At 72.0% G+C, this 25,577-nt stretch carries 21 protein-coding genes and 1 riboswitch; of the genes, 8 read left to right on the plus strand and 13 right to left on the minus strand.

The annotated features are described in order from the left end of the window. Positions 1-85 precede the first annotated feature (85 nt). On the plus strand, positions 86-1,858 hold the full coding sequence (locus ACWEGE_RS14995; protein WP_449661011.1) for a family 20 glycosylhydrolase: 1,773 nt from the start codon (positions 86-88) through the stop codon (positions 1,856-1,858). A 24-nt stretch (positions 1,859-1,882) separates the two neighbouring features. On the opposite strand, the gene ACWEGE_RS15000 is transcribed toward ACWEGE_RS14995, so the two are convergent. Next, a complete protein-coding gene (locus tag ACWEGE_RS15000) occupies positions 1,883-4,987 on the minus strand; it encodes an NACHT domain-containing protein (RefSeq protein WP_449661012.1) in 3,105 nt (1,034 codons plus the stop codon). Positions 4,988-5,120: 133 nt separating this feature from the next. Between ACWEGE_RS15000 and ACWEGE_RS15005 the strand changes: the two genes are divergently transcribed. Further along, positions 5,121-5,567 (plus strand): pyridoxamine 5'-phosphate oxidase, encoded by a 447-nt coding sequence (locus ACWEGE_RS15005; protein ID WP_449661013.1) that lies wholly within the window; start codon positions 5,121-5,123, stop codon positions 5,565-5,567. Between the two features lie 26 nt (positions 5,568-5,593). Beyond that, complete coding sequence (locus tag ACWEGE_RS15010) at positions 5,594-6,172, plus strand: hypothetical protein (RefSeq protein ID WP_449661014.1); 579 nt, start codon at positions 5,594-5,596, stop codon at positions 6,170-6,172. Between the two features lie 75 nt (positions 6,173-6,247). On the opposite strand, the gene ACWEGE_RS15015 is transcribed toward ACWEGE_RS15010, so the two are convergent. Together ACWEGE_RS15015 and lepA are read right to left on the minus strand one after the other, a co-directional pair. Continuing rightward, positions 6,248-6,817 (minus strand): Uma2 family endonuclease, encoded by a 570-nt coding sequence (locus ACWEGE_RS15015; RefSeq protein WP_449661015.1) that lies wholly within the window; start codon positions 6,815-6,817, stop codon positions 6,248-6,250. Between the two features lie 132 nt (positions 6,818-6,949). After that, positions 6,950-8,797, minus strand: a complete 1,848-nt coding sequence (gene lepA, locus ACWEGE_RS15020) for a translation elongation factor 4 (RefSeq protein ID WP_449661016.1) — start codon at positions 8,795-8,797, stop codon at positions 6,950-6,952. Between the two features lie 115 nt (positions 8,798-8,912). On the opposite strand from lepA, the gene ACWEGE_RS15025 reads away from it, so the two are divergent. Then, positions 8,913-9,533: a class I SAM-dependent methyltransferase gene (locus ACWEGE_RS15025; protein ID WP_449661017.1), complete on the plus strand. Its 621-nt coding sequence runs from the start codon at positions 8,913-8,915 to the stop codon at positions 9,531-9,533. Here ACWEGE_RS15025 and ACWEGE_RS15030 read toward each other — a convergent pair. Together ACWEGE_RS15030 and ACWEGE_RS15035 are read right to left on the minus strand one after the other, a co-directional pair. Continuing rightward, positions 9,530-9,904, minus strand: a complete 375-nt coding sequence (locus ACWEGE_RS15030; RefSeq protein WP_449661018.1) for a VOC family protein — start codon at positions 9,902-9,904, stop codon at positions 9,530-9,532. The genes ACWEGE_RS15025 and ACWEGE_RS15030 overlap by 4 nt on opposite strands. Positions 9,905-9,926: 22 nt before the next feature. Continuing rightward, on the minus strand, positions 9,927-10,790 hold the full coding sequence (locus ACWEGE_RS15035; RefSeq protein ID WP_449661019.1) for a DMT family transporter: 864 nt from the start codon (positions 10,788-10,790) through the stop codon (positions 9,927-9,929). A 352-nt stretch (positions 10,791-11,142) separates the two neighbouring features. Between ACWEGE_RS15035 and rpsT the strand changes: the two genes are divergently transcribed. Then, positions 11,143-11,403, plus strand: coding sequence for a 30S ribosomal protein S20 (gene rpsT, locus ACWEGE_RS15040; RefSeq protein WP_091316168.1), 261 nt, complete (start codon positions 11,143-11,145; stop codon positions 11,401-11,403). A gap of 506 nt (positions 11,404-11,909) precedes the next feature. Here rpsT and holA read toward each other — a convergent pair. Further along, positions 11,910-12,890: a DNA polymerase III subunit delta gene (holA, locus tag ACWEGE_RS15045; RefSeq protein WP_449661020.1), complete on the minus strand. Its 981-nt coding sequence runs from the start codon at positions 12,888-12,890 to the stop codon at positions 11,910-11,912. A gap of 148 nt (positions 12,891-13,038) precedes the next feature. Continuing rightward, positions 13,039-13,172, plus strand: a riboswitch (SAM riboswitch). Positions 13,173-13,185: 13 nt separating this feature from the next. Here holA and thrC point away from each other — a divergent pair. Further along, positions 13,186-14,451, plus strand: coding sequence for a threonine synthase (gene thrC / locus ACWEGE_RS15050; protein ID WP_033261177.1), 1,266 nt, complete (start codon positions 13,186-13,188; stop codon positions 14,449-14,451). A 183-nt stretch (positions 14,452-14,634) separates the two neighbouring features. Here thrC and ACWEGE_RS15055 read toward each other — a convergent pair whose 3' ends face one another. The 7 genes from ACWEGE_RS15055 to nadD all read right to left on the minus strand — a co-directional run bounded on the left by ACWEGE_RS15055 (position 14,635) and on the right by nadD (position 21,852). Beyond that, the gene (locus ACWEGE_RS15055) at positions 14,635-17,007 is read right to left on the minus strand and encodes a ComEC/Rec2 family competence protein (protein ID WP_449661021.1); all 2,373 of its coding nucleotides are present in this window, start codon (positions 17,005-17,007) and stop codon (positions 14,635-14,637) included. 801 nt (positions 17,008-17,808) lie between these two features. Continuing rightward, positions 17,809-18,528 carry a helix-hairpin-helix domain-containing protein gene (locus ACWEGE_RS15060; RefSeq protein ID WP_449661022.1) on the minus strand — a complete coding sequence of 240 codons (720 nt, stop codon included), beginning with the start codon at positions 18,526-18,528 and terminating at the stop codon, positions 17,809-17,811. A gap of 93 nt (positions 18,529-18,621) precedes the next feature. Further along, complete coding sequence (locus ACWEGE_RS15065) at positions 18,622-19,479, minus strand: DegV family protein (protein ID WP_449661023.1); 858 nt, start codon at positions 19,477-19,479, stop codon at positions 18,622-18,624. A gap of 4 nt (positions 19,480-19,483) precedes the next feature. Next, complete coding sequence (gene octT, locus ACWEGE_RS15070; RefSeq protein WP_449661024.1) at positions 19,484-20,212, minus strand: diglucosylglycerate octanoyltransferase; 729 nt, start codon at positions 20,210-20,212, stop codon at positions 19,484-19,486. A gap of 3 nt (positions 20,213-20,215) precedes the next feature. Then, a complete protein-coding gene (locus tag ACWEGE_RS15075; protein WP_449661025.1) occupies positions 20,216-20,830 on the minus strand; it encodes a histidine phosphatase family protein in 615 nt (204 codons plus the stop codon). Then, positions 20,827-21,222 (minus strand): ribosome silencing factor, encoded by a 396-nt coding sequence (gene rsfS / locus ACWEGE_RS15080; RefSeq protein ID WP_449661026.1) that lies wholly within the window; start codon positions 21,220-21,222, stop codon positions 20,827-20,829. Before rsfS ends, ACWEGE_RS15075 begins: the two co-directional genes overlap by 4 nt. Positions 21,223-21,282: 60 nt before the next feature. After that, positions 21,283-21,852, minus strand: coding sequence for a nicotinate-nucleotide adenylyltransferase (gene nadD, locus ACWEGE_RS15085; protein WP_449661178.1), 570 nt, complete (start codon positions 21,850-21,852; stop codon positions 21,283-21,285). Between the two features lie 197 nt (positions 21,853-22,049). Here nadD and ACWEGE_RS15090 point away from each other — a divergent pair, with 197 nt between their 5' ends. Together ACWEGE_RS15090 and ACWEGE_RS15095 are read left to right on the plus strand one after the other, a co-directional pair. Further along, the gene (locus ACWEGE_RS15090) at positions 22,050-24,161 is read left to right on the plus strand and encodes a RecQ family ATP-dependent DNA helicase (RefSeq protein WP_449661027.1); all 2,112 of its coding nucleotides are present in this window, start codon (positions 22,050-22,052) and stop codon (positions 24,159-24,161) included. A 96-nt stretch (positions 24,162-24,257) separates the two neighbouring features. Further along, positions 24,258-25,544, plus strand: coding sequence for an MFS transporter (locus ACWEGE_RS15095; RefSeq protein ID WP_449661028.1), 1,287 nt, complete (start codon positions 24,258-24,260; stop codon positions 25,542-25,544). Positions 25,545-25,577 lie beyond the last annotated feature (33 nt).

The raw sequence follows: 25,577 nt of genomic DNA on the forward strand, positions 1-25,577 counted from the left end.
TGGTCTAGACCATCAGCGTGGGAAGTGCGACGATCCGGACAGGTGCGACGGCGAGGTCGCGCCCCTTCTGCCTGGAGGTCCCCCGGTGAAGCATCCGTTGGCGCGGCGGCTCGGCCGCGCACTCGCCGTCCTGGCCCTGGTCGGCGCCGGTACGACAGCCGCACACCTCACACCGGCCGCGGCGGCGACGCCGGCGCTGCAGTCGATCGTGCCGGTGCCGGTCTCGGTGACCCCGGCGGCCGGCGTCACGTTCCCGCTGGTCTCGACCACCAAGATCGTCACCGAGGCCGGTTCGGCCCCGGCCAGGCAGGTCGGCGACTACCTCGCCGGGGTGCTGCGGCCCTCGACCGGCTTCGCGCTGCCGGTGTCCGACGCACCGGCGTCCGTGCCGGCCGACAGCATCGCGCTCCTGCTCGGTGGCGCGCCCGCATCCGTCGGCGCGCAGGGCTACCAGCTCGTGTCGACGGCGTCTTCGGTCACCGTGCGGGCCACCACCGCCGACGGGCTCTTCGCCGGCGTCCAGACCTTGCGGCAGCTGTTGCCGGGCCGGGTCGAAAGCGCCTCCGCGCAGCCCGGGCCGTGGAGCGTCCCGGGCGCGACGATCCTCGACTACCCGAGGTTCGGCTACCGCGGCGCGATGCTCGACGTCGCCCGCCACTTCCACCCGGTTCCGACGGTCAAGCGGTACCTCGACCAGCTGGCCCAGTACAAGATCAACCACCTCCACCTGCACCTGGCCGACGACCAGGGCTGGCGCATCCAGATCGACAGCTGGCCCCGCCTGACGACCTACGGCGGCAGCACCCAGGTCGGCGGCGGCGCGGGCGGCTACTACACGAAGGCGCAGTACACGGACATCGTGAACTACGCGGCCGCACGCCACATCACGATCATCCCGGAGATCGACATGCCGGGACACGTGAACGCGGCCCTGGCGTCGTACGCGGAGCTGAACTGCAACGGCGTGGCCCCGGCCCTGCGCACGGACACGGCGGTCGGCTACAGCTCGTTGTGCATCTCCAAGGACGTCACGTACACGTTCGTCGCGGACGTGCTGCGCGAGCTGGCGGCCCTGACCCCGGGACCGTACCTCCACATCGGCGGCGACGAAGCCTCGGCGACCTCGCAGGCGGACTACCTGACGTTCATGAACAAGGTCCTCCCCCTGGTGGCGGCGACGGGCAAGTCGGTGGTCGGCTGGCACGACATCGCGAAGGCCACGCTGCCCGCTTCGGCGACACCGCAGTTCTGGGGCACGACGACGTCCGACTCGGGCGTCTCGGCGGCGGTTTCCCGCGGCAGCAAGGTGATCCTGTCGCCGGCGAACAAGGCGTACCTGGACATGAAGTACAACAGCTCGTCGCCCATCGGCCTGTCGTGGGCGGGCTACATCGAGGTCCAGGACGCGTACGGCTGGAACCCGGGAGCGTACCTGTCGGGCGTGGGCGAGCCGGCGGTCCGCGGCGTGGAGTCTCCACTGTGGACGGAAACGGTGGCGACGCCGTCGAACATCGACTACCTGGCCTTCCCCCGCTTGGCGGCGCACGCGGAGCTGGGCTGGTCCCCGTGGTCCACGCACGACTGGACGGCCTTCCGGACCCGGCTGGGAGCGCAGGCACCGCGCTGGGTGGCGCAGGGGATCGCCTTCTACCGGTCTTCGCAGATCACCTGGGACACGGGCGGCACGACGAACCCGGGCACGTGCACAGACCCGGCATGGAGCGCGACGCAGGTGTACACGGGCGGCAACGTGGTGTCCCACGGCGGCCACAAGTGGACGGCGAAGTGGTGGACGCAGGGCGAGGAGCCGGGAACCACGGGCGAGTGGGGCGTCTGGACCGACAACGGCACCTGCTGAGCTGGTCGGCCTGGCCCCGCGCCTTCAGTCGAAGGCGCGGGGCTCGGCCAACCCCAGCCCGTCGAGCAGCCCGGCGAGAAGGGTGTCGTTTTCGTGCGCTTCCGCCGCCGCCAGCTCCCGGAGTTCGGATCGCAACCGGGTGAACCAGTCCACGGGAAACCGGTCCGCGATCAGCACGAGCAGGTTCAGGACCTGGACGCGGTACCGGTGCCGCTGGTCGGCGTCACTCGGGGCGAACCCGTGCGCCGCGAACTCCCACGCCACGGTGAACGCCCAGGTCACGGTTTCCGCGTCGCCGGGGCTCGTCGCCGCCAGCCAGAGGGCGATCAGCGCGTGCGCTCCGGACACCGGCCGCGGCAGGACACCTCCGTGGTGGAAGGTGAAGACGGCCGCGCTGAGGCCCGGGTGGAACGGGTCGAGCGCGTGCACGACGACGTCGTCGTCGGCCTCGCACTGGAACCGCCCTTGGTTGCGGAGGTAGCCGAAGGTTCCCTCGTACCACCCCAGTCGTTGGTACGGCTCGACGGGCCGCGTCGGGTGCCCTGGCCAGTAGCGGCCGTAGGTCCAGTAGGTGTCCGGCTCCCACCCTGGGCTCGCGGCCTCGCTCGGGACGACGAACGCGGTGCGGCGCTCGCCCTGCCAAGCACGCTCCACGGTGAACCGGTGGATGAGCGCCTTCCAGCCCTCGCCAGGGAGCTGTGACCGCCACAGCAGGGTCAGCCGCCGCCACGCGTCCACCGGCTCGGCGGCGTCCGGGAACAACTCGTCGACGCTGAGCCGTCCGCTCACGAGGACGAGCAGGATCGTCAGGTTGACCGAGTACGCCGCATGCCGTTCCGGCTGGGTCGCCGGCCGCGGCCGGTAGCCGGCGAAGGCGTCCGTGTGCCGCGCCTGGAGTGCCTGCCGCGCCAGCGAAAGCAACAGTTCGCGCAGCACCGCGCGATCGGTTTCGGCGACGGTGGCCAGCCGCTCGCCGATGAAGGAGACGGTGGTCTCGCGCATGACCAGCGGGGCGAAGGAAAGCAGCGCGTGGAGGAAGGAGTCGTCGAGCACTCCGGGACGGCCCCGGTGGCCCATCGCCCGGGCGGCGGCGGTCAGGTCACGCAGCTCTTCCGTGACGAGGCGGCCGACCAGGTACTCGCCGAAGGTCGCGTGGAGGAACTCGTAGGTGCGCAGCCGCCGGTCGTCCTGGACGGCCTGGGTCTCGTGGATGAAGTAGAAGCGGCCGAACATCAGCTGGGCCGCGGTCAGCGTGGCCCGCAGTTCCGCGGTCGGTCGCTGCGGCGCGGTGAGCAGGGCCGCCAGGTCGGCGTCCAGCTCCGCTTCGGTGACCCATTGGCGGGTCCGGTTGAACATCGCGAACGCGGCCACCGACAACCGCAGCAGCTCCTGTTCAGTGGCCTGGTGGAAGCCGGCGGCGGTCAGCCCGCCGCCGGACTTGAGGACCTCCCGCGCGGCGAACCGGCCCAGCAGCTGCTCGTACAGCTCGGCCTGCCCGAGCGCGACGTCGTGGTGCTGCAGCGAGTTGTCGTCGGCGTCGTAGAGCGCCAGCATGAACAGCATCAGGGGCTGGCCGGCGAGGTCGGCGTGCGGCGCGACCACCTCGGCGGTCAACGGGCACAGGCCGTTCGCGGTGAAGTAGGGCTCGTTGGCGCGGTTCCAGACGTCGAGCCACTGCGCGACCTGGCCGGCGTCGAACGGCTCGAGCCGCACGACGATCATCCCGCCGACCGGGCGCGCCCGGTCGGCGACGGCGGTCCGGCTGGTCACGAGCACCACGACCGGCCTGCCGAGTGCGGCTTCCCGCCGCTGGAACTCGGCGACGCGCTCGAGGTAGTCGGACTGGCTCGCCCCCGTGGCCTGGAGCAGCTCGTCGAAACCGTCGAGGAGGACGACTGGCAGCGCGCCCGCGGCCTCGCGGGCCAAGGCGGGCCAGGTGAGGTCCTCGCCGGTCGCGTTCCGCACGGCTTCTTCGAGGTGGCTCTGCAGGTCGGCCTCCACCTGCACCTCGCGCAGCACCACCCGCACCACGAGGTACTCGGCCGTGGCGAGCCGCGCCGCGAGCACCTGGGTGAGGATCGACTTCCCGGCGCCCGGCTGGCCGAGGACGAGCAGCGGCGCCAGGGTCGCGTGCGGCGCCGTCAGATGGCCGGCCAGGAACGCCGGGAGGTCGGCGCGGACCTTCCGGTCCGACCACCAGCGCTCCGACGCGATCTGGTCGGAGACACCGGCCTCGGCCACGCGGAACCTGGGCGTGACGTAGGCCTCGCCCAGTGCCGGGATGTGCAGGCCGTCGGGGACGTCCCGGATCGAGATCATCGGCCTGTCGAGGGCATCGCGGTGGGCGAGCCGCAGCGGATGCGCGACCGGCGGCGTTGGCGCGAGTGCGGCGAGGGCGCGTTCCAGCCCGGCCAGACCGGCGCCGAGGTCGTTGACCGCGGCCCGGGTGGCCTGGTGGTCGAGCAGACCGGCCCAGAAGGCGAACTCGGGGAATTCCGTGGCCAGCCGCCGGAAGTGCGCCTCGTAGCGGGTCACCGCCCGGGAGCGCAGCTCGGCCAGCCTCAGCTCCAGCCGGGCCCGCTCGGTCTCGTCCAGGCGATCCCAGCCGGCCAGCCCGGCGAGGAAGTCCCGGGTCCGCGTCGCCAGCTGCCCGTAGTAGTGGCCCAGGCTCTCGAGCACGGCCTCGTGCGGCCGGTGCGGCGCGGGGATCGGGATGTCGTCCGCCACGACCGCGGCGAGCAGGCGATCCAGCCGCCGCGCCACGGGCGGGCTGTCGAGCGCCACGCGGAGCTGATCGGCTCGGTCGAGCCGGAGGTCGCGCGGCAGTTCGATCTCCGACAGCACCTCGAAGAAGGCCGCCAGCACCGCGACGGCGTGGGCGGCGGTCAGCCGGTGACTGCGCTCGGCCCGGCCCAGGCCGCTGAGGCGGTCCCGCAGGCCGGAGGCCAGGTCGCCGGTCAGGCGGGCGAACTCGGCCTTCGGATCGAACAGGCCGAGCGCGAAGTCGACGCCCGCGGCCGCCGCGACCAGGAGCGCACCCCCGGCGAGCTTGTCGAGCGCGGCGACCGTCCGGTTGTCGGCGCCGCCCAGCAGCCGGACGGCGTCGCGAAAGCACAGGCCACGGGCCATCGTCCCCCCTCGTGTCGAACCAGGAGATCGCCGGCGGGCACCGCTCCGCAACGCGCCGGCTCGACGGTCACCCGAACGCACCACCCGCGTTCGCCGGTGGCCACCCGCGGGCCGCGGCGGGTTAGGTTGGGGCATGAGCGCTGATCTGGAACAGGTTCGCACGCTGTCGTTGCAGGAGCACGGCCTCGCCACCGTCGCCACGACGCGGGCCGACGGCACCGTGCACGCCTCCGTCGTCAACGTCGGTGTCATCGACGATCCGGTGACCGGTGCCCCGGGTGTCGCGTACGTCGCCGTCGGGAAGGCGCACAAGCTTCTGCTGCTGCGACGGGCCGGGCACGCCACGGTGACCTTCCGGCGCGGCTGGAACTGGCTCTCCGTCACCGGCGCCACCCACCTCATCGGGCCGGACGACCCCGACCCCGCCTTCGACCCGGCGGGCCTGCCGCAGCTGCTGCGTGACGTGTTCATCGCCGCCACCGGGACCCACGACGACTGGGCCGAGTACGACCGCGTGATGGCCGAGGAGCGGCGGGTCGCGGTGTTCATCCGGGCAGACCGGATAATCGGCAATCCCTGACCCGTCCGGCCCCAGGAGTCGTCCCGTTGTCCGAGTCCCCGCCTCGCGTGACCACGCCGGTCAAGATCCTCGTCGGCCTCCTCGTCGTCGCCGACGCCGGGTTCGGCGCGGCGCTGGCCACCGGGCTGGTGCGCGGCCTCTCGCCGTGGCTGATCGGCGGCGCCTACGCGGCGACCGTGCTCGTCGCTGTCGTGGCCTTCCGGGTGTCGCGCGCCCGCGACCTCAAACGCGGGTTCGAGGCCCTGCACGACCTCACCGTCAGCGACGAAGGCCTGCGCCTGCCCGCGGGCACGCTGAGCACGCGTCTGGTCCCTTGGCCGGAGATCGCCGAGGTGACCGTCCGCAGGTCAGCCCGCTTCGGCGACGGCTACCTGCGCGACGCCCTCTGGGTCGACCTGGTCACCGGCGGAGGCGTCGAGAGCTCGGTGCAGCGCTACGCGCCTCGCGGCAAACTCCAACCGGCGCCACCGGAGCGAAGACAGTTCGAGCAGACGGCGATCCTCGCCCCGGCCCTGTTCGACGCGGTGCTCGAGCGGCTCCGGAAGGAACTGCGCCACCGGCAGCTGCACGCCCAGCTCCGCGACACTCGCTTCCGGCAGGGCTGACCGGGGCACTCCCGCGAACGGCTCCCCGCTGTTCCAAGCAGGCTCGGAAGGCAACCACCCCGGCACCGGCCGGCCTCAGCCGAGCCGGCCCAGCAGCTCCCGCGGCACGATCCGCACCGGGAACGGCCGCTCGAGCTCGACCGCCTCGTCGCCCGCCGCCTTGGCCACCTGCTGGTAGTGGCCGTCCGTGTCCAGCTCGAACACCGTCAGCGCCGGCTGCTCCGGGTCGATCACCCAGTAGCTGTGGGTCCCGAGTCGTTCGTAGACCGCCTTCTTGGTGTTGAGATCGTGGATCGCCGTGCTCGGCGACAGCACCTCGACCGCCAGCACCGGTGCTGCCGGGAGGTCCTTGTCCGTGAAGTCCTCATCCAAGCCGACCAGGACGTCCGGCTGAAGCTCGATCTTGTCACCCGAGTGCACCGCGAACGGCGCGACGAGCACGTCGTACTCAGCCGGGCATGCGTCCTCGAGAACCCTCGCGAGCTTTATCACGACCTTCTGGTGTCTTCGACCGGGCGCGGGGCTCACGAGGAGCACCCCGTCGATGAGTTCGTGACGTCGGCCATCGTCCGGCATCCCCTCGAGGCCCTGCACCGTCAGGGGGCCCGAATCGGCGGGATGCTCGATGTCAGCCATGACCGTCATGGTGCTCTCCTTTCGCTCTTCGCACCAGAGCAAACCAGAGACCACCGACAGAAACCGCATCGAACGCGAGTTCGGCACCCATATTCACGCGGAGGCGTGAATATGGGTGCCACTGTCACATCAACGGAACAGTTACTTCTTCTTGCCGGTGTCCTCAGTGGACAGTGCAGCGACGAAGGCTTCCTGCGGGACTTCGACCCGGCCGACGGTCTTCATCCGCTTCTTGCCTTCCTTCTGCTTCTCCAGCAGCTTCCGCTTCCGCGAGATGTCACCGCCGTAGCACTTGGCCAGCACGTCCTTGCGGATCGCGCGAATCGTCTCGCGCGCGATGATCCGGGAGCCGACCGCGGCCTGGATCGGGACCTCGAACTGCTGGCGCGGGATCAGCTCGCGCAGCCGTGTCGCCATCCGGTTGCCGTAACCGTAGGCCGCGTCCTTGTGCACGATCGCCGAGAACGCGTCCACGGTTTCGCCCTGCAGCAGGATGTCCACCTTGACCAGATCGGAAATCTGCTCGCCGGCCTCTTCGTAATCGAGAGACGCGTAGCCGCGCGTACGCGACTTCAGCGTGTCGAAGAAGTCGAAGATGATTTCCGCCAGCGGAATGTTGTAGCGCAGTTCGACGCGGTCCTCGGACAGGTAGTCCATGCCGAGCAGGGAGCCCCGCTTCGTCTGGCACAGCTCCATGATCGTGCCGACGAACTCCGACGGCGCGAGGATGCTCACCTTCGACACCGGCTCGTGCACTTCGGCGATCTTCAGCCCGGTCGGCCAGTCGGACGGGTTCGTCACGACTACCTCGCTGCGGTCTTCCAGCACCACGCGGTAGATGACGTTCGGCGCCGTGGAGATCAGGTCGAGGCCGAATTCGCGCTCGAGCCGGTCGCGGGTGATCTCCAGGTGCAGCAGGCCGAGGAAGCCGCAGCGGAAGCCGAACCCCAGCGCCACCGACGTCTCCGGCTCGTAGGCCAGCGCCGCGTCGTTCAGCTGGAGCTTGTCGAGGGCCTCGCGCAGCTCCGGGTAGTCGGAGCCGTCCACCGGATACAGTCCCGAGTAGACCATCGGCTTCGGCTCGCGGTAGCCGGCCAGCGGCTCCTTGGCGCCGTGGCGCTCCGACGTCACGGTGTCGCCGACCTTCGACTGGCGGACGTCCTTCACGCCGGTGATCAGGTAGCCGACCTCGCCGACGCCGAGACCCTTGCTCGGCTTCGGCTCGGGCGAAATGATCCCGACCTCGAGGAGCTCGTGCGTGGCGCCGGTCGACATCATCCGGATCCGCTCGCGCGGGGTGATCTTGCCGTCGACCACGCGGATGTAGGTGACGACGCCGCGGTAGGTGTCGTAGACCGAGTCGAAGATCATCGCGCGGGCGGGCGCGTCGGCGTCGCCCTGCGGCGCCGGCACCTGCTTGACGACCTCGTCGAGCAGCTCGCCGACGCCCATGCCGGTCTTGGCCGAGACCCGCAGCACGTCCTCGGGCTCGCAGCCGATGATGTGGGCGAGCTCACCCGCGTACTTGTCGGGGTCGGCCGAGGGCAGGTCGATCTTGTTCAGGACCGGGATGATCTGGAGGTTGTTCTCCAGGGCGAGGTAGAGGTTGGCCAGCGTCTGGGCCTCGATCCCCTGCGCGGCGTCGACCAGCAGGATCGCGCCTTCGCACGCCTCCAGGGCCCGGGAGACCTCGTAGGTGAAGTCCACGTGGCCGGGCGTGTCGATCATGTGCAGGACGTGGTCCTGCCCGTCGACCTTCCAGGGCAGCCGGACGTTCTGCGCCTTGATCGTGATGCCGCGCTCGCGCTCGATGTCCATCCGGTCGAGGTACTGAGCGCGCATGGCCCGCTCTTCCACGACGCCGGTGAGCTGCAGCATGCGGTCGGCCAGGGTCGACTTGCCGTGGTCGATGTGCGCGATGATGCAGAAGTTCCGGATGAGCTCCGGCGGCGTGAAGGTGGTGTCGGCGAACTTGCTGGACGCTGTCACTCGAATGAGTCCTCGGAAAGTCGGGGATGGCCACCTCTATGTTCCCATGGCCCTCCGGGTGCGGGTGGGGGTCATCCCCGATGCGGGGTTCCGCGATCCGTGGTGCCCTCGAAGTATGAGCACTCCGCACCAGCCGGCACCCCCTCCCCAGCCGGAGACCAGCGGGTTCGCCCGCGTCCTCGACCGGACGTTCGGTCACCCCTCCGGCGCGCTCGGCCGCCTCGGCGGCTGGGTCATGGCCCGCGGCAACGCCGCCACCGAACACCGCATCGTCGACCTCGCGAAGATCGAGCCGGACGAGACCGTCCTGGTCGTCGGGCCCGGCCCCGGCGTCGGCCTGGACGCCGCCGCCCGCCTGGCCGGGCGCGCGGTCGGCGTCGACCCCTCCCTCGAGATGCTCACGCTGTGCCAGGAGCGCTGCGGCGACCGCGCCGAGCTGCGCGAAGGGTCGGCGGCGCACACCGGCGAGCCCGACGAGTCCGTCGACGTCGTGCTGAGCGTGAACAACGTCATGCTGTGGGACGACCGCGCGGCCGGGTTCGCCGAGCTGTTCCGGGTGCTGCGCCCGGGCGGGCGGCTGCTGCTGTCCGCGCACGAGAAGTGGCTGCCGGTGAGCAGGCACGTCCTGGCCGACGAAGCCGCCGCCGCGGGGTTCGCCGACCTGCAGACCTGGACCTGGGAGCCGCCGGGGTTCGCCGCGCTCGCCGCGCAGCTGCGCGCCGTCAAGCCCGCCTAGCGGGTGTCCGTGCGGATCGGGTGCCCCTCGGGGACCTCGACCAGCACGATGCGCGTGCCGTCCGGATCGGCGATCCAGGCCTCGTCGAGGCCCCACGGCATCCGCTGGGCGTCCTGAACCGGCTCCAAGCCCTTCGCCTTGAGGTCCGCGAGGGTGCCGGCGAGGTCCCGGACCTGCAGCCAGAGCACCAGATCGGGCGACGAGCCCGCCTCGCCCGCGCCGGAGACCTCCAGGGAGCCGTGGCCGAGGAAGAACACGGTGCCGCCGGGGAACTCCCGCTCCACGGCCAGGCCGAGGGTGTCGCGGTAGAACGCCGTGGACGCGGCGGCGTCCCGCGGGCGGATCAGCAGCCTGCTCTTCAGGATCTCCATCCGACCTGCCTACCGGACGGGCTCAGGCGGCCGCAATCGCCGCGATGCCGGACAGCACGATCACCGAACCGGCGAGCCGCCGCACGGCGTCCCGCTCGCCGAGGACCAGCCACGCGGCGAGGCCGCCGAGCACGATGCTCAGCTCGCGGGCGGGCGCGACCAGGCTGACCGGCGCCATGGTGAGGGCGAAGAGCACGAGGATGTAGGCGATCGGCGACAGGACCGCGACGAGGAGGACTTCGCGGCGCTGCTCGCGCCAGATCCGCGTCAGTTCGGTTCGGCCGGCCAGCGCGCCGGGCACGAGCAGCAGGCTCTGCAGGATCGAGCCGAGGCCGAAGTAGACGACCGGCGGCACGCCGAGGCCGGTCACCGAGTGCGCGTCCCAGAGCGTGTAGCCGGCGATGACGGCCCCGGTGAGCAGGCCGTAGAGGATGCCGGCCCTGACCGCCCGGGGATCGTCCGCCTTGCGGCCGGTGCTGATCACCAGCACGCCCGCCACGACCAGGAACGCACCGAGCAGCCCGAGCGGACCGGGTCGTTCGCCGAGCACCAGGACGGCGGCCAGCACCGAAAGCAGCGGCCCGGTGCCGCGCGCAACGGGGTAGACGACGGAGAGATCGCCGACGCGGTACCCGCGTTGCAGCACGATGCCGTAGGCGATGTGCAGCAGCGAGGTGACGACGGCGGCGAGCAGCCAGCTCCACTGTGGACGCTGGTTTTCGGCGATCAGCAGCACGATCGTGACCGGCAGCAGCACGACGGCACTGGCGGTGTAGTAGAGCCAGACGAACTGGGTGCCGCCGGAGGTGACCCGCTTGGCGGCGAGGTTCCACGCGGCGTGCACGACGGCGGCGACGAGGACGAGGGAGAGTGCGGTGGCGTTCACGGGACCCCTTCGGGTTTTCGCGCGCGAAAACCGGGTCCTCCAGGCTTTTGCCCCGTCAGATGAACGACCGGCCGTCCGGGCCCGCCGATGGTGCCGCTCGGACCAGACCCACCGGCCCTGGTTGTGGGGTGCTTGTCGTGCTTGTCGTGCTTGTCGTGCGGACTGCTCGGACCGGCGGCGGAACCCTAGGCACTGCCGTCACCCACGGTACTCCCGGCTCCGGGCGCGGGTGGCCGGGCTGTTAGAGTGGTCGCTCGCTGCCCGTGCGGCATTCCGTCATGGAGGAAACCCGGTTCGCCCGGGGCCACTTGAGCGCGGCGGCGATCTCACCGAGTGAAACAGGAGTTGCCCTATGGCCAACATCAAGTCGCAGATCAAGCGCATCACGACGAACGAGAAGGCGCGTCAGCGCAACCAGGCGATCCGGTCCTCGGTGAAGACCGCGATCCGCAAGGTCCGCGAGGCCGCCGAGGCCGGCGACAAGGCCAAGGCCGCCGAGCTGCAGCGCGACGCCGCCCAGAAGCTGGACAAGGCCGTCTCGAAGGGCGTCATCCACGCCAACCAGGCCGCCAACAAGAAGTCGGCGCTGGCCAAGCGCGTCAACGCGCTCTGAGCTGGTTGATTTCTGGGAAGGCCCCGGCTTCGGCCGGGGCCTTCTTCATGTCCTGGGCACGGCTCGGAGCAGCGCGGCCGGCGCGACGCGGCTGTGGCTGAGCGGCAGGCGGCTGGCGGGGCGGCAGCCGGAGCCGCGCGGCTTGCGGCTGGCGGCTGGCGGCTGGCGGCTGGCGGCCGGAGTCGCACGGCTTGCGGCCGGCGCGGCTGGCGGCCTGAGCGGCACGGCTTACGGCCGGCGCGGCCAGGAACAGCCACCGGCGCGCGGCGGGCGCGGCATCCAGCGCGGCGCCAGCCGCGAACAGCCGCCTGCAGCCGGAGCGGCGCGGCCCGCGGCCAGAGCGCGGCGTGACCGGCGGCCAGCGCGGAGCTACTGGCGGCCGTGAGCCCGGTGCTCACCAAGCGGGCCGCGAGGTGCTCGAACTCGTGCGAGCATCCCGTGAGTCGCTCGTGCGTTCGCGGAGCGATTCGGGCGCGCCCCGGCGGCTCGGCGGCGTTGGGCAGCGATCAGCGGTCGCCCTTTGCCGCCGCCACCTCGAGGACCGCTCGCTCCAGCGCGTAGCCCGGGTCCGCCGCCACGCCCTTGACCTCGGCGTTCAGCCGCGCGACCACGCGCATCGCCGTCGCGAGGCCGTCGGGGTTCCAGCCGCGGGACTGCCCCTGGGCCTTGCGGATCTTCCACGGCGGCATGCCCAGCTCGCCCGCCATCTGGTTCGGGTTGCCGCGGCCGGCGCCGGAGACCCGGGCGATCGTGCGGACCGCGTCCGCCAGCGCGTCGGCGACCAGGACGTGCGGGACGCCCAGCTGCATCGCCCAGCGCAGCGACTCCAGCGCCGCCGCGCGGTCGCCGCTGACCGCCTTTTCCGCGACCGCGAAGCCGGTCACGTCGGCGCGGCCGCGGTGGTAGCGGCGGACCGCGTCGGCGTCGACCGCGCCGCCCGTGTCCGCGACCAGCTGCGTCGCCGCCGAAGAGAGTTCGCGCAGGTCGGAGCCCACGGCGTCGAGCAGGGCGGCGACCCCCGCCGGGTCGATCTTGCCGCTCACCCGGCGCACCTCGTGGCGCACGAACTGCTCTCGCTCGGCCGGCTTGGTGAGCTTCGGGCACTCCGTGACCTCGGCGCCGGCCTTCTTCAGCACCGCCGGCAGCGACTTGCCCGCCTTGCTGCGGCCGCCGCCGGTGTGCACGACGATTAGCACGACCCCCTCGGCCGGGTCCTTCAGGTAAGCCGCGACGGCGTCGGCCAGCTCCTGCGAGATGTCCTGCGCCGACTCGAGGACGATCACCCGGCCTTCGCTGAACAGCGACGGGCTGACCAGTTCGGCCAGCTCGGGGGCTGTGAGATCGGACACCCGGACCCGGGTCAGCTCCGCGGTCGCGTCCATCGCGCGGGCGGCGGCGAGCGTCTCGCGGACGGCCCGCTCGATCAGCAGTTCTTCCTCCCCCAGCACCAGCTGCAGCGGGGCCGGGGCGGTGGCTTGCGCGGTCACCCGTGAATCCTCTCACTTGCGCTCTTGTGCGCCCGCTCCGGTGATGTCGAGCGGCCACCATGGCACGGGCCGAGCGCGATGTCGTACGGTGTAGCCGAGGCAGCCCGCACCGGAAGATCCGGAGTGCGCGGCACCGACAACCGAATACCGCTCATCCAGAGGGGCAGAGGGAACGGCCCGACGAAGCCCCGGCAACCGGCGTACAGCCTGTCATCCCGCGATCGCGGGATAGCTGACGACCACGGTGCCAATTCCGGCCCGCTTCGGCGGGGCAGATGAGGAAAGGAACCTCGCGATGACCGCCACCCTCGGCACGACCTCCACCACGAAGACCCCGGATCTCGGTCCGGCCGTCGAGCTGGTGTCGAAGGAAGAGGGCCACCGGCAGCCGCTCGCTCCGGAGTTCGTCTCCGCCGAAGACTTCTCGCCGCTCGAGGTCGCCTACGACTTCGGCCGTGTCCGCCGCGAGGACATCGAGGCGGGTCCCAAGAACATCTGGCGCTACAAGAAGCTCCTTCCGGTTCCGTCCAACGTCGAAGAGATCCCGAACACCGAGCCGGGCGCGACGCGGCTGGTCCGCGCCGACCGCCTCGCCAAGGAGCTCGGCCTCAAGCGCGTGTGGGTCAAGGACGACACCGGCAACCCGACGCACTCGTTCAAGGACCGCGTCGTCGCCGTCGCGCTGGCGGCGGCCCGCGAGTTCGGGTTCGAGGTGCTCGCGTGTCCGTCGACCGGCAACCTGGCCAACGCGACGGCCGCCGCGGCCGCCCGCGCCGGCTGGCGGTCGGTCGTGCTGATCCCCAAGACCCTCGAGCGCGCCAAGATCCTCACCACCGCGGTGTACGACGGCGACCTCCTCGCCATCGACGGCAACTACGACGACGTCAACCGCCTTGCCACCGAGCTCGCCGGCGAACACCCGAAGTGGGCGTTCGTCAACGTGAACGTCCGGCCGTACTACTCGGAGGGCTCGAAGACGCTGGCCTTCGAGGTCGCCGAGCAGCTCGGCTGGCGCATCCCGCCGCAGATCGTCGTCCCGATCGCCTCCGGTTCGCAGCTGACCAAGGTGGACAAGGGTTTCCGCGAGCTGGGTCAGCTCGGTCTCGTGGAAGCCAGCCCGTACAAGGTGTTCGGCGCGCAGGCCACCGGCTGCTCGCCGGTGTCGGCGGCGTTCCGCGAGGGCCACGACGTGGTCCAGCCGGTGAAGCCGGACACGATCGCCCGCTCGCTGGCCATCGGCAACCCGGCCGACGGCCCGTACGTGCTCGACATCGTCAACCGCACCGGCGGCGCGATCGAGGACGTCTCCGACGAAGAGGTCGTCGAGGGCATCCGCCTGCTGGCCCGCACCGAAGGCATCTTCACCGAGACGGCCGGCGGGGTGACCGTCGCCACGGCGAAGAAGCTGGTCGAGACGGGCAAGCTGGACCCGGACGCCGAGACGGTTCTGCTGATCACCGGCGACGGCCTCAAGACCCTCGACGCGATCGAGAACCACGTCGGCCCCAAGGCGACGCTGCCGCCCTCGGCCGCGGCCGTGAACGAGGCTCTGGGTTACTGAGCTCCCGTCCGGGGCGGGCACTTCGGCCCGCCCCGGACGCTCAGCGGTCGCCCACGATTCGGTGGTGGTCGCGGACCAGCCACGCAGATCGCGCCCACCGCGGCACCTCCGGCGAGACAGCCCGCGGAGTTGCCGACCGCGTTGCCTACGACGGTCTTCGCCGTTCCCAGGCTTGGCCGGCCGTCACCGGCGAGGTGGGCCGCGGGGCTCGCCTCGGCGGGATATTGCCGTTCCGGTGACCACCGCCGTGTCGCCATCCAGGTCAGTGCGGGTGACTCGTGCGCCGAGAGCCGCTAGTGTGTCCATTGTGGACTTACTGGGGTGTCCGTACGTGTTTCCCGCGCCCACGCTGACCAATGCCACCCGTGGGGCCACTGCCGCGAGGAACGCCGGCAGCGAATACCTGCTTCCGTGGTGCGGGACTTTCAACACCTCCGCCTTCAGATCTCCGATGTCGGCCAGCAGGTCCGCCTGGGCCGCCAGTTCCACGTCGCCGGTCAGCAGGACCCGGCCTGCCGTGGTCTCCGCGCGCAGCACCACCGAGCTGTTGTTGATCGTCGTGCCGTCCTGTGGCCCGTCCTGCCTCGCCGGTACGTAGCGGGGGCCCAGTACGTCGATGGCCAGGCCCGGCCAGGCCAGCCGTTCGCCCGGGTTCAGCTCCACCAGCGGCACCGCCCGCCGCGCGGCCTCGGCGGCGACCTGCCGCCACGCCCAGCCCGGTGACCGCCCGGGGCCGACGGCGATCGCGCCGACCGCGCGGCCGTCGAAGACCGAGGCGAGCCCGCCGATGTGGTCGGCGTGCAGGTGGCTCAGCACCAGCAGCGGGATCCGGTCGACCGCCAGCCGATGCAGGCATTCGTCGACCGGGCCCGGCTCGGGTCCGGCGTCCACGACGACCGCCCGCCCCGGCTCGGCCGTCGCCAGCACGACGGCGTCGCCCTGGCCGACGTCGCACTCGACCATCGCCCAGTTCCGCGGCGGCCAGGCGGGCGCCAGCACCCGGACCGGGACGAACACCAGCAGCGCGCCGGCCACGAGCACCGCCATCAGCACCCGCACTCGCCGGTGCCGGACCGCGAGCATCAGCACGATGAGGACGGCGGCGGCCAGGAGACCACCCGTCCAGCCACCGGGCCAGGCGATGACGGCGCCCGGGGCCCGCGCGCCGTGCCGGGCGACGGTGATCAGCCACCGGGCCTCCGGATCGGCCAGGTGCACCAGGACCTTCCCGGCGCCCGGCCACCACGGGCCGGTGAGGGTCGCCAGCACGCCGAGCACCGTCGCCGGGGCCACCACGGGCGCGGCGAGGACGTTTGTCAGCACCGAAACCAGGCTCACCGAACCCGCCATGCCCGCGAGCACCGGCGCCGTCACCAGGAAAGCCGCCAGCGGGATCGTCAGCCCTTCCGCGAATCCGGGCGGGATCCCGCGGCGGACCAGGGCATCGGCCCAGCGGGGTGCCAGCAGGACCAGCCCGCCGGTGGCGCAGACCGACAGCGCGAAGCCGAAGTCCGTGGCCATCGCCGGATCCGCCACCACCAGCACGCAGACCGCGAACGCCAGCGCCGGCAACGCCGAACCACGGCGTCCCAGCGCCAGGGCCAGGAGCGCCACGGCCGCCATGACGCCCGCGCGCAACACGCTCGGCTCCGGACCGACGAGGACGAGGAAGCCGGCCAGGCACGTCCCGGCCGCCGCGGCCGACAGCCGGGGCCCGAGCCGGAGCAGGCGCAACAGGAGCAGTACCGCCCCGCAGACGACCGCCAGGTTGCCGCCGCTGACCGCGGTGAGGTGCGCGAGGCCCGCCGAGACGAACTCCTGCTCGACGCGTGGGGACAACGCGCTCGTATCGCCCAGTACCAGCCCTGGCAGCAGGCCCGCGGGTTCGTCCGGCAGAACCTGGCACAGGTCGTGGAGGCCGGCGCGCAGCCCGGCCGCCGCCCGCTGCCACCACGGCGCCGGGCCGGGCTCCCCTGGCGGGCCGCGCACCGACAGCACGGCCGCGGTCAGGTCCGAGCCGCGTGGCGGCATCAGCAGGCCCGTCGCGGTCACCTCTTGGCCTGGCAGCAGGGACGTCCACTGTTCGACCGGGGCCAGCAGCAGGACGCGACCGGACGAGGAGACCGGTCTTCCGTCGACCGAGGCCGTGCGGACGTCGGCTGTGAGGACGACCGATCGGGCGCCGGCTTGCCGATCGGCATACCCCGCGCTGCGCACGGGCTTAGGGCGTTCGGCGACGATGACCTGCAGTGCTGCCGGCAGCCCTTCGGCCGCGGAGGCGCGTAGCTCGTCACGTTGGGCGTCGCGGATTCGCCAGGTGATCGGGCCGGCGGCCAGGAGGCCGAGGATCAGCAGGGCTGCCGCTGTGTCGCGCGCCCTGGGGTGGTCTCGGGCGCGCCACAGCACGAGACCGGCCGCGACTGTGGCGGCGAGGCCGGTGGCGAGGGCCGTCCACCAGCCGAGGAGGAGGCCGGTCAAGGCCGCCAACCAGCACGCCGCGGCGGCCGGGACGAGCCGCATGTCCTGCCGGGTGTCGGGGGCGGGGCTGGTGCTCATCCAGCCGTCACCTCCGGAAGGCGAACGAGCTCGACCACGGCACCGAGCGCCGCCGGCCGGCTCGCGCAACCGCGGAAGGCAGTTGGCGACCGCCGCCTTCTCCTGCAAACAATCGAGCACGTCCTCACGAGGTGCCAAAGAACGGCCCAATTGGCGCACCGAATACACGGCGGCAACACCCGATTCGACGACGCCCCCACGCCCTCCAGAAGCCGCGTGCCCTGCCGGGCGCCGGGGGCCGGGTTGGTGCTCATCGGGCCATCACCCCGGAAAACGATCGACTACGCCCACGGCACAGAGCGCCGTTGGCCGGCTCGCGCAACCGCGAAAAGCGTTCAACGACCGCCGCCTTCTCCGGCGAACGATCCGGCGTGTCCTCGCGCGCTGCCAGAAAACGGCCCCAGCCGACGCCGCGAACACACGGCTGCAACACCCGATTCGACGACGCTCCCACGCCCTCCAGAAGCGGCATGCCTTGCCGGGCGCCCGAGGCGGGATTGGTGCGCATAGGGCCATCACCGCCGGAGAGTGAACGAGCTCGACCACGGCACCGAGCGCCGTCGGCCGGCCTGCGCAGCCGCGGAAGGCAGTTGGCAGCCTTCTCCCGCAAGCGATCGAGGCCGACTTTGCGTGCTGCTGACGAACGGCCCGGCCGCCGGAGGGCGAGTGGTGCTGGCCGGCGCCAAGGATGCGCGCCTGCCGCGAGCCGCTCGGCGACCGCCCACCCCGCAAGCCGCATGCCTTGCCCGGCGTCGGGGACGGGGACGGGGACGGGGACGGGGACGGGGACGGGGACGATGCTCATCCGACCGTCACCTGCTCTCGCAGGCGAGCGAACTTGCTTTCCCCGATGCCGTCGACGTCGCGCAGCTGCTCCACCTTCGTGAAGCCGCCGTGGTCCGTGCGCCACTGGACGATGCGCTTGGCCATCACCTCGCCCACTCCCGGCAGTGTGTCCAGCTGGTCCGCCGATGCCGTGTTGAGGTCGACCTTTCCGCCGCCCGCCGGTGCTTCGGGGTCCGGTGCTGGTGCCGGGATGCCGACCGCCAGCTGCTCTCCGTCCGCTACCTTGCGGGCCAGGTTCAGCGCGCCCAGCTCCGCTCCCGGCTCGGGGCCGCCTGCCGCTCGCAGCACGTCTGCCACCCGGGCGCCCTGGGGCACCGTGACCAAGCCCGGCGACCGGACGCGGCCGATCACGCTGATCACGAGACCCGCGGGCGGCGCGCTGCCCGCAGGCCGTTTCTCGCTGGGTTGCGCGCTGGGCAGCGCGGGCGGTGCTTCGGGCGCCGGAGCGCCGCCCACGAGCGCGACCGCGCCGAGGACGATCACCACGACCGCCGCGAAGACAGCGGCCAGCGCCCACCGGCGGCGGCCCGTTCCGGCCGATCCGCCCGGCAGCCAGCGCCGGACCAACCGGCCGCCCGGGCCGACCGTGCTCGCATCGGGCGAGAGCTGGTCGGCCAGCCAGGAGAGCCGGTCGTTGACGGAAGAGCCCGGATCCCGGGCGGACTGCTCGAACACACGATCGACGTTAGGGTGCGCGGGGAGGTGTCCGACAGGGGTGGCGTCGCGTCCTGTGGACAACCGGGGTGTTGTGGATGGATTCCCCGGGCGTCAGCTCCGGGGCAGGACCGTCCGCTGGACGACGACCCCCAGCACCCCGGGCCCCGTGTGCGCCCCGATCACCGCACCCAGCTCGGAGACCACGCAGCCCGCCGAACGCGGCACCGCCTCCTCGAGCCGGTTCGCCAGCTCGACCGCCCGTTCCGGCGAGGCGAGGTGGTGGACGGCGAGTTCGACGTCGTCGTCGGCCGCCGCCTGGGCCGCGAGCTCGACCAGGCGCGCGATCGCCCGGTTCATCGTGCGGACCTTCTCCAGCGGCAGGATCCGGCCGTCGGACATGTGCAGCACCGGCTTCACCGCCAGCGCCGTGCCCAGCAGCGCCGCCGCCGGGCCGATCCGGCCGCCGCGGCGCAGGTGGTCCAGGGTCTCCACCACGAACAGCGTCGACGAGCAGCTTGCCGCGGCCACCGCGGTGGCCTCGACGTCGGCCGCCGAAGCTCCGGCGGAGGCGGCCGATGCGGCGCGCAGCGCGGCGAACCCGAGCCCCATCGCGGTGGTCCGCGAGTCGACGACGCGGACCCGGTCCGGCCCGACCTCCTGCGCGGCGAGCACCGCCGCTTCCCAGGTGCCGGACAGCTCCCGCGACAGGTGGACCGACACGATCGCGTCTGCCCCCTCGGCGAGCGCCGCCTGGTACTCCTTGACGAACTCGGTGGGTGTCGGACGTGAGGTCGTGACGATCTTCCGCTGCTTCATCGCCTCCGCGACCGCCGCCGGTCCGGTCTCGACGCCGTCGAGGGAAACCACGCCGTCGACCAGGACGTGCAGGGGCACCACCCGGACCGAGTGCCGTTCGGCGAAGCCCTCCGGCAGGTGGGCGGTGGAATCCGTGACTACGGCGACCGACACGCCGTCAGCCTACGTGGCCGGGGGCCAGCACCGGCGCCATCAACACGGACATCGCGTCGCCCACCGCCGCGTGCCCCTGCCAGCCCCAGTGCATGCCGTCCGGGTTGCCCTCTCCGCTCAGGACGTGCGCCCCCACGACGGCTTCGAGGTCAAGCAACGGGACCCCGGCGCGCGTGCCCCACGCCGCCATCGCGGCCGCCGCGGCGGGGCGGGCGGTGTGCACGCCGCCGTAGGCCGCCGCGCGGTGCACCGACGGCAGCCAGCCGAAGATCGGCAGCTCGGGGCGCAGGACGCGCAGCGCGCCCACGGCCGTGTCGAGGTACTGCACGGTGAGCTTGGCCGGCAGCACCGTGGGACGGCCGCGGAACGCGACCGAAAGCCGGGGCTGCGCGGCCAGGTAGGCCTTGCGGACCACGCGCCGGACCGGGTCGGGCCGCAGGTAGCGCAGTCCGGTGCGCAGGTAGGTCGGCAACGGCGACGGCAGCGTGTCCATGCTGCCGACCGCCAGGACGACCGCGTCGACGTGGTGCAGGTCGGCCCAGACGCGCGGGTCGCCGGTCAGCGACCACCACGCGTCCCGTGCGTTCCAGCCGATGCCCGCGACCAGGTCGGCGGTACCGCCGAAGGCGGCGGCCGCCACGTTGGGCCACAGCCGCGGCTCGTCCGCGGCGCAGGGTCCCTCGGGACCGTGAAAGCTCAGCGAATCGCCGAACACCAGCAGGCGCGGCCCCATCGGCTAGCCGTGCATCCCCGCGTTGTAGGCGTGGAGCCGCCACTTCCCGTCGCGGCGGCCCAGTTCGACCCAGTGGCAGTTCGAGATCCCGCCGAGCGACGGCCAGCTGACGACCGGCAGGTCCAGCAGCCGCGCGGTCAGCGCGATGATCAGCCCGCCGTGCGCGGCCAGCAGCACGGTGTCGCCCGCCGCGGAATTGGCCCGTTGCAGGTCGGTGACGACGTCACCCGCGCGGTCCGCGACGTCGACCCGGCTCTCGCCGCCCGGCGGGGCCCAGGTCGCGTCGGTGCGCCAGCGGTCGCGTTCACCGGGGTAGGCCTGGTCGACCTCCTCGCCGGTGAGGCCCTGCCACTCGCCGAGGTGCGTCTCGCGGAGCCGCTTGTCGATCCTCAGCGGGACGCCGATGGCGTCGGTGAGCACGGTGGCGGTGTCGGTGGCCCGGCGCAGGTCGGAGGCGATGACGAGGTCCGGGGAGAAGCGGGCCAGCGCGGGCACCGCGAACCGGGCCTGGTTCCAGCCGCGCGGGGTCAGCGCCGAGTCGAGGTGACCCTGCATCCGCCCGGCGGCGTTGTAGTCCGTCTCGCCGTGGCGCCAGAGCACCAGCCGCCGCGGGCTCACGGGAGGTCCGGGTCCTCGTCGGCGGGTGGCTCCTCGAGGCCGGCGACCTCGATGCGCGGGCAGTCCTTCCAGAGCCGCTCGAGGCCGTAGAACGAGCGCTCTTCGACGTGCTGGACGTGCACGACGACGTCCACGTAGTCGAGCAGCACCCAGCGCCCTTCGCGGGCACCTTCGCGGCGGACCGGCTTGTGGCCGCTCTCCCGCAGTTTCTCCTCGACGTTGTCGACGATCGCGCCGACCAGGCGCTCGTTGGACGCGGAGGCGATGACGAAGGCGTCGGTGATGACGAGCTGTTCGGACACGTCCAGCACGACGACGTCGCTGGCCTTCTTGTCCGCCGCCGCGTGGGCGGCCGCTACGGCCAGCTCTCGAGCCTCGGACGTGGCTGCCACGGTGCTCCTTTTCCAGATCGGGTTCGCCCGAGAAGGGTACCCGCAGGGACCGGCGGCGGTTCAGTCGCTCTTCCGGTAAAGGTCCTTTTTGGCGATGTAGCGGACGACGCCGTCGGGAACGAGGTACCAGACCGGCTCCCCGCGGGCGACCCGATCGCGGCAGCCGGTGGACGAAATGGCCATCGCGGTCACCTCGACGAGGCTCACCTTGCCGCTGGGCAGGTGGTGGGAGTTGAGCCGGTACCCGGGCCGGGTGACGCCGATGAAGTGCGCGAAGTCGAACAGCTCTTCGGCCTTGTGCCAGGTCAGGATCTGTTCGAGGGCGTCCGCGCCGGTGATGAAGAAGAGCTCGTCTTCGGGGTACTCGGCGTGCAGGTCGCGCAGCGTGTCGACGGTGTAGGTGGGGCCGCCGCGGTCGATGTCCACCCGGCTGACGGAGAAGACCGGGTTGGACGCGGTCGCGATCACCGTCATCAGGTAGCGGTCCTCGGCCTTGGTCACCTCGCGGGCGGTCTTCTGCCACGGCTGCCCGGTGGGGACGAAGATCACTTCGTCGAGCCCGAACCGCGACTGGACCTCGCTGGCCGCGACGAGGTGGCCGTGGTGCACGGGGTCGAAGGTGCCGCCCATGACCCCGATCCGCCGTGGTGACATGACCGGAGAGCCTATAAGGCCGGGCGCCCCGCGGCCTGGTGCTCTTCGCCACCTCGCCCGACCGGGCAAAACATGTGATTCAGGTCACAATACGGCCCGTATGCGTCGCTAACCCTCCGTTCGCGGCACCGCCGACTCCCGATCTGTCGGTGTCATGGGGTAGACGTGGGGACGTGGACACGACCAGCACCACCTCAGCCCTCCGCGACCGCGCCGAGACGCTCCTCCGGGCATTGGCCGGCGATGCGGCGAAGCTGCGCGAAGACCAATGGACCGCCATCGAGGCCTTGGTCGCGCAGCGGCGCCGCGCGCTGGTCGTGCAGCGCACCGGGTGGGGCAAGTCGGCGGTGTACTTCCTGGCCACGGCGCTCCTGCGCGAGCAGGGCAGCGGGCCGACGGTCATCGTCTCGCCCCTGCTCGCCCTCATGCGCAACCAGATCTCGGCGGCGGCGCGCGCCGGGATCCACGCGGCGACGATGAACTCCGCGAACCCGCAGGAGTGGGACCAGGTCCAGGCGTCGGTCGCGGCCGGCGAGGTGGACGTCCTGCTCGTCAGCCCCGAACGGCTGAACAACCCGGACTTCCGCGACAACGTGCTGCCGAAGCTGACCGCGAGCACCGGCCTGCTGGTGGTCGACGAGGCGCACTGCATCTCGGACTGGGGCCACGACTTCCGGCCGGACTACCGGCGGCTGCGCACGCTGCTGGGCGATCTCCCGGAAGGCGTCCCGGTGCTGGCGACGACGGCGACCGCGAACGACCGCGTGGTCACCGACGTCGCCGAGCAGCTGGGCCTCGGCACCGGGGGCGACACGCTGGTGCTGCGCGGCAGCCTCGACCGGGAAAGCCTGCGGCTGTCGGTGTGCTGGCTGCCGACGTCCCAGGCGCGGCTGGCGTGGCTCGCGGAACACCTGGCCGGGCTGCCCGGGTCCGGGATCATCTACTGCCTGACCGTGGCAGCGGCGCACGACGTCGCTTCACTGCTGAAGGACCGCGGCTACCCGGTGGCGGCCTACACCGGCAAGACCGACCCGGCCGACCGGCAGGCGGCCGAGGACGACCTGCTCGGCAACCGGGTCAAGGCACTGGTCGCGACATCCGCACTGGGCATGGGGTTCGACAAGCCGGACCTCGGGTTCGTCGTCCACCTCGGCGCGCCGTCGTCGCCGATCGCCTACTACCAGCAGGTCGGCCGCGCCGGGCGTGGCGTGGAACGCGCCGAAGTCGTGCTCCTGCCCGGCGAGGAGGACAAGGCGATCTGGGCCTACTTCGGGTCGCTGGCCTTCCCGGACGAGCTACGGGTGACGCAGGTGCTGAACACCCTCTCCTACGCCGACCGTCCACTGTCGACGGCCGCGCTGGAGCCGTCGGTCGAGCTTTCCCGGTCGCGGCTGGAAATGGTGCTCAAGGTGCTGGACGTCGACGGCGCGGTCCGGCGGGTGAAGGGCGGCTGGACGAGCACGGGCGAGGAATGGCAGTACGACCGCGGGCGCTACCGGCGGGTCGCGGAGGCGCGCGACCGCGAGCAGGAGGCGATGCTCGGCTACCTCGCCACCGGCGGCTGCCGGATGGAGTACCTGCGCCGCCAGCTCGACGACCCCGAGGCGGCGCCGTGCGGGCGGTGCGACAACTGCACCGGGCAGCACTGGGACGCGACGGTGGCCGAAGACGTCGCCGAAGCGACCCGCGAACGGCTGCAGCGACCGGGCGTCGAGGTCGCGCCGCGGAAGCAATGGCCCACCGGGATGTCCTCTTTGGACGTACCGGTGTCCGGCCGGATCTCGGCCGACGACCAGGCCGAGCCGGGCCAGGTGCTCGGGCGGCTCACCGACGTCGGCTGGGGCAACCGGCTGCGAGAGCTGGTGGGTCCCCAGGCGAAGGACGCCGAGGTACCGGACTCGGTGTTCAAGGCGTGCGTGCAGGTGCTGGCCGGCTGGCAGTGGGCCCAACGGCCGGTCGCGGTGGTCGCCGTTCCCTCGGAGACGCGGCCGCAGCTCGTGTACAGCCTGGCGACGCGACTGGCCGAGATCGGCAGGCTGGAGTTCCTCGGCGCGCTCGACGCCGAGGGGCCACCGCCGCGTCAGGCGAACAGCGCGCAGCGGCTGGCCGACCTGTGGCGGCGGCTGAGCATGCCGGCCGACCTCGCGGGCGTGCTGCCGTCGGGGCCGGTGCTGCTGGTGGACGACGTCATCGACACCGGCTGGACGATGACGCTCGCCGCGCGGCTGCTGCGGCGGGCCGGGGCACCGGCGGTGTTGCCGTTCGCGCTGGCCAGCACGGCCTGAGGGAGGAGGACAGCGAAAGGAGACAGTCAGGATCTTTCGTACTGCGAAGGAATGTGGCAAAGTCCCGTTCCACCTTCGGGTGACGTGGAGGCCGCCATGACCGAATCCGCCGTCCAGGCGTCGCAGCGCCACCGGCTGCCGGTGCGGAAGCTGTTCGCCGCGAGTGCCGGGAACGCGCTGGAGTGGTTCGACTGGACGATCTACGCGACGTTCAGCATCTACTTCGCCAGTGCGTTCTTCCCCGCCGGGAACGAAACGCTCGCGTTGATCAACACGTTCGCCACCTACGCGCTCGCGTTCTTCTTCCGCCCGCTGGGCGGGGTGCTGCTCGGGCGCTTCGCGGACACGCGCGGGCGGAAGCCGGCCATGATCCTCACCATCCTGCTCATGGCGGGCGGGTCGGTGGCGATCGGGCTGCTGCCGACGTTCGCCCAGGTGGGCTGGTTCGCGCCGGTCCTGCTGCTGCTCGCGCGGGTCGCCCAGGGGCTGTCCCTCGGCGGCGAGGTGTCGAACGCGTCGGCCTACCTGGGCGAGATCGCGCCGCCGGAGCGGCGCGGGCGGTACTCGGCGTTCTTCTACATCTCGACCGGGTCGGCCGTGCTGGTCGCGACGGTGCTCGGCTTTGTGCTGGCCCGCACACTGGACAAGGCCCAGCTCGCGTCGTGGGGCTGGCGGCTGCCATTCCTGCTGGGCGGGGTCTTCGGCCTGGTCGGGCTGTGGCTGCGCCGCAGCCTCGCCGAGACCGAGCTGTTCGAGCAGACGAAGGTCAAGGCGCGGAAGATCGAACGGCCGTTGCTGACCACGCTGACCCACCACCCGAAGGCGGTCGGCCGGCTCGTCGGCTTCACGATGCTGTCGACCCTCTGCTACTACACGTTCTTCAGCGCGCTGACGTCGTTCGCGGTGAAGAACCGGCACGCGGACGCGGACGCCGTCTTCCTCGCACTGTCGGCCGGCACGGCGTTGTTCATCGCGCTGCAGTACCCGATGGGTGCCCTCGCCGACCGGATCGGGCGGAAGCCGCAGCTGCTGGTGTGGTCCGGGGTGACCGCGGTGGTCGTCGTGCCGCTGTCCACTTTGATCGGTCCGAACGCCGGCGGGCTGCTCGTGGTGTTCTGCGTCGGGCTCGGGCTGTACACGGCGATGACGTCGATCGCGCCGGCCATCATGAGCGAGCTGTTCCCCACCGAACTGCGCGGGCTGGGCATCGGGGCCTGGTACAACCTGACCGTCGCGATCTTCGGCGGCACCGCTCCCCTGCTCATCACCCTGTTCGGCACCGTGTCGCAGACGCTCTACTTCTGGTACGTCGCCGTGGGCGCCGCGATCGCGTTCGCGGTGATCCTCACGCTGCCCGAAACCAAGGGCAGCGAGCTGCGGTAAACCCTTCGTCACCGGCCGGTCACGCTCGCTACG

Source organism: Amycolatopsis sp. NPDC004747 (assembly GCF_053601335.1).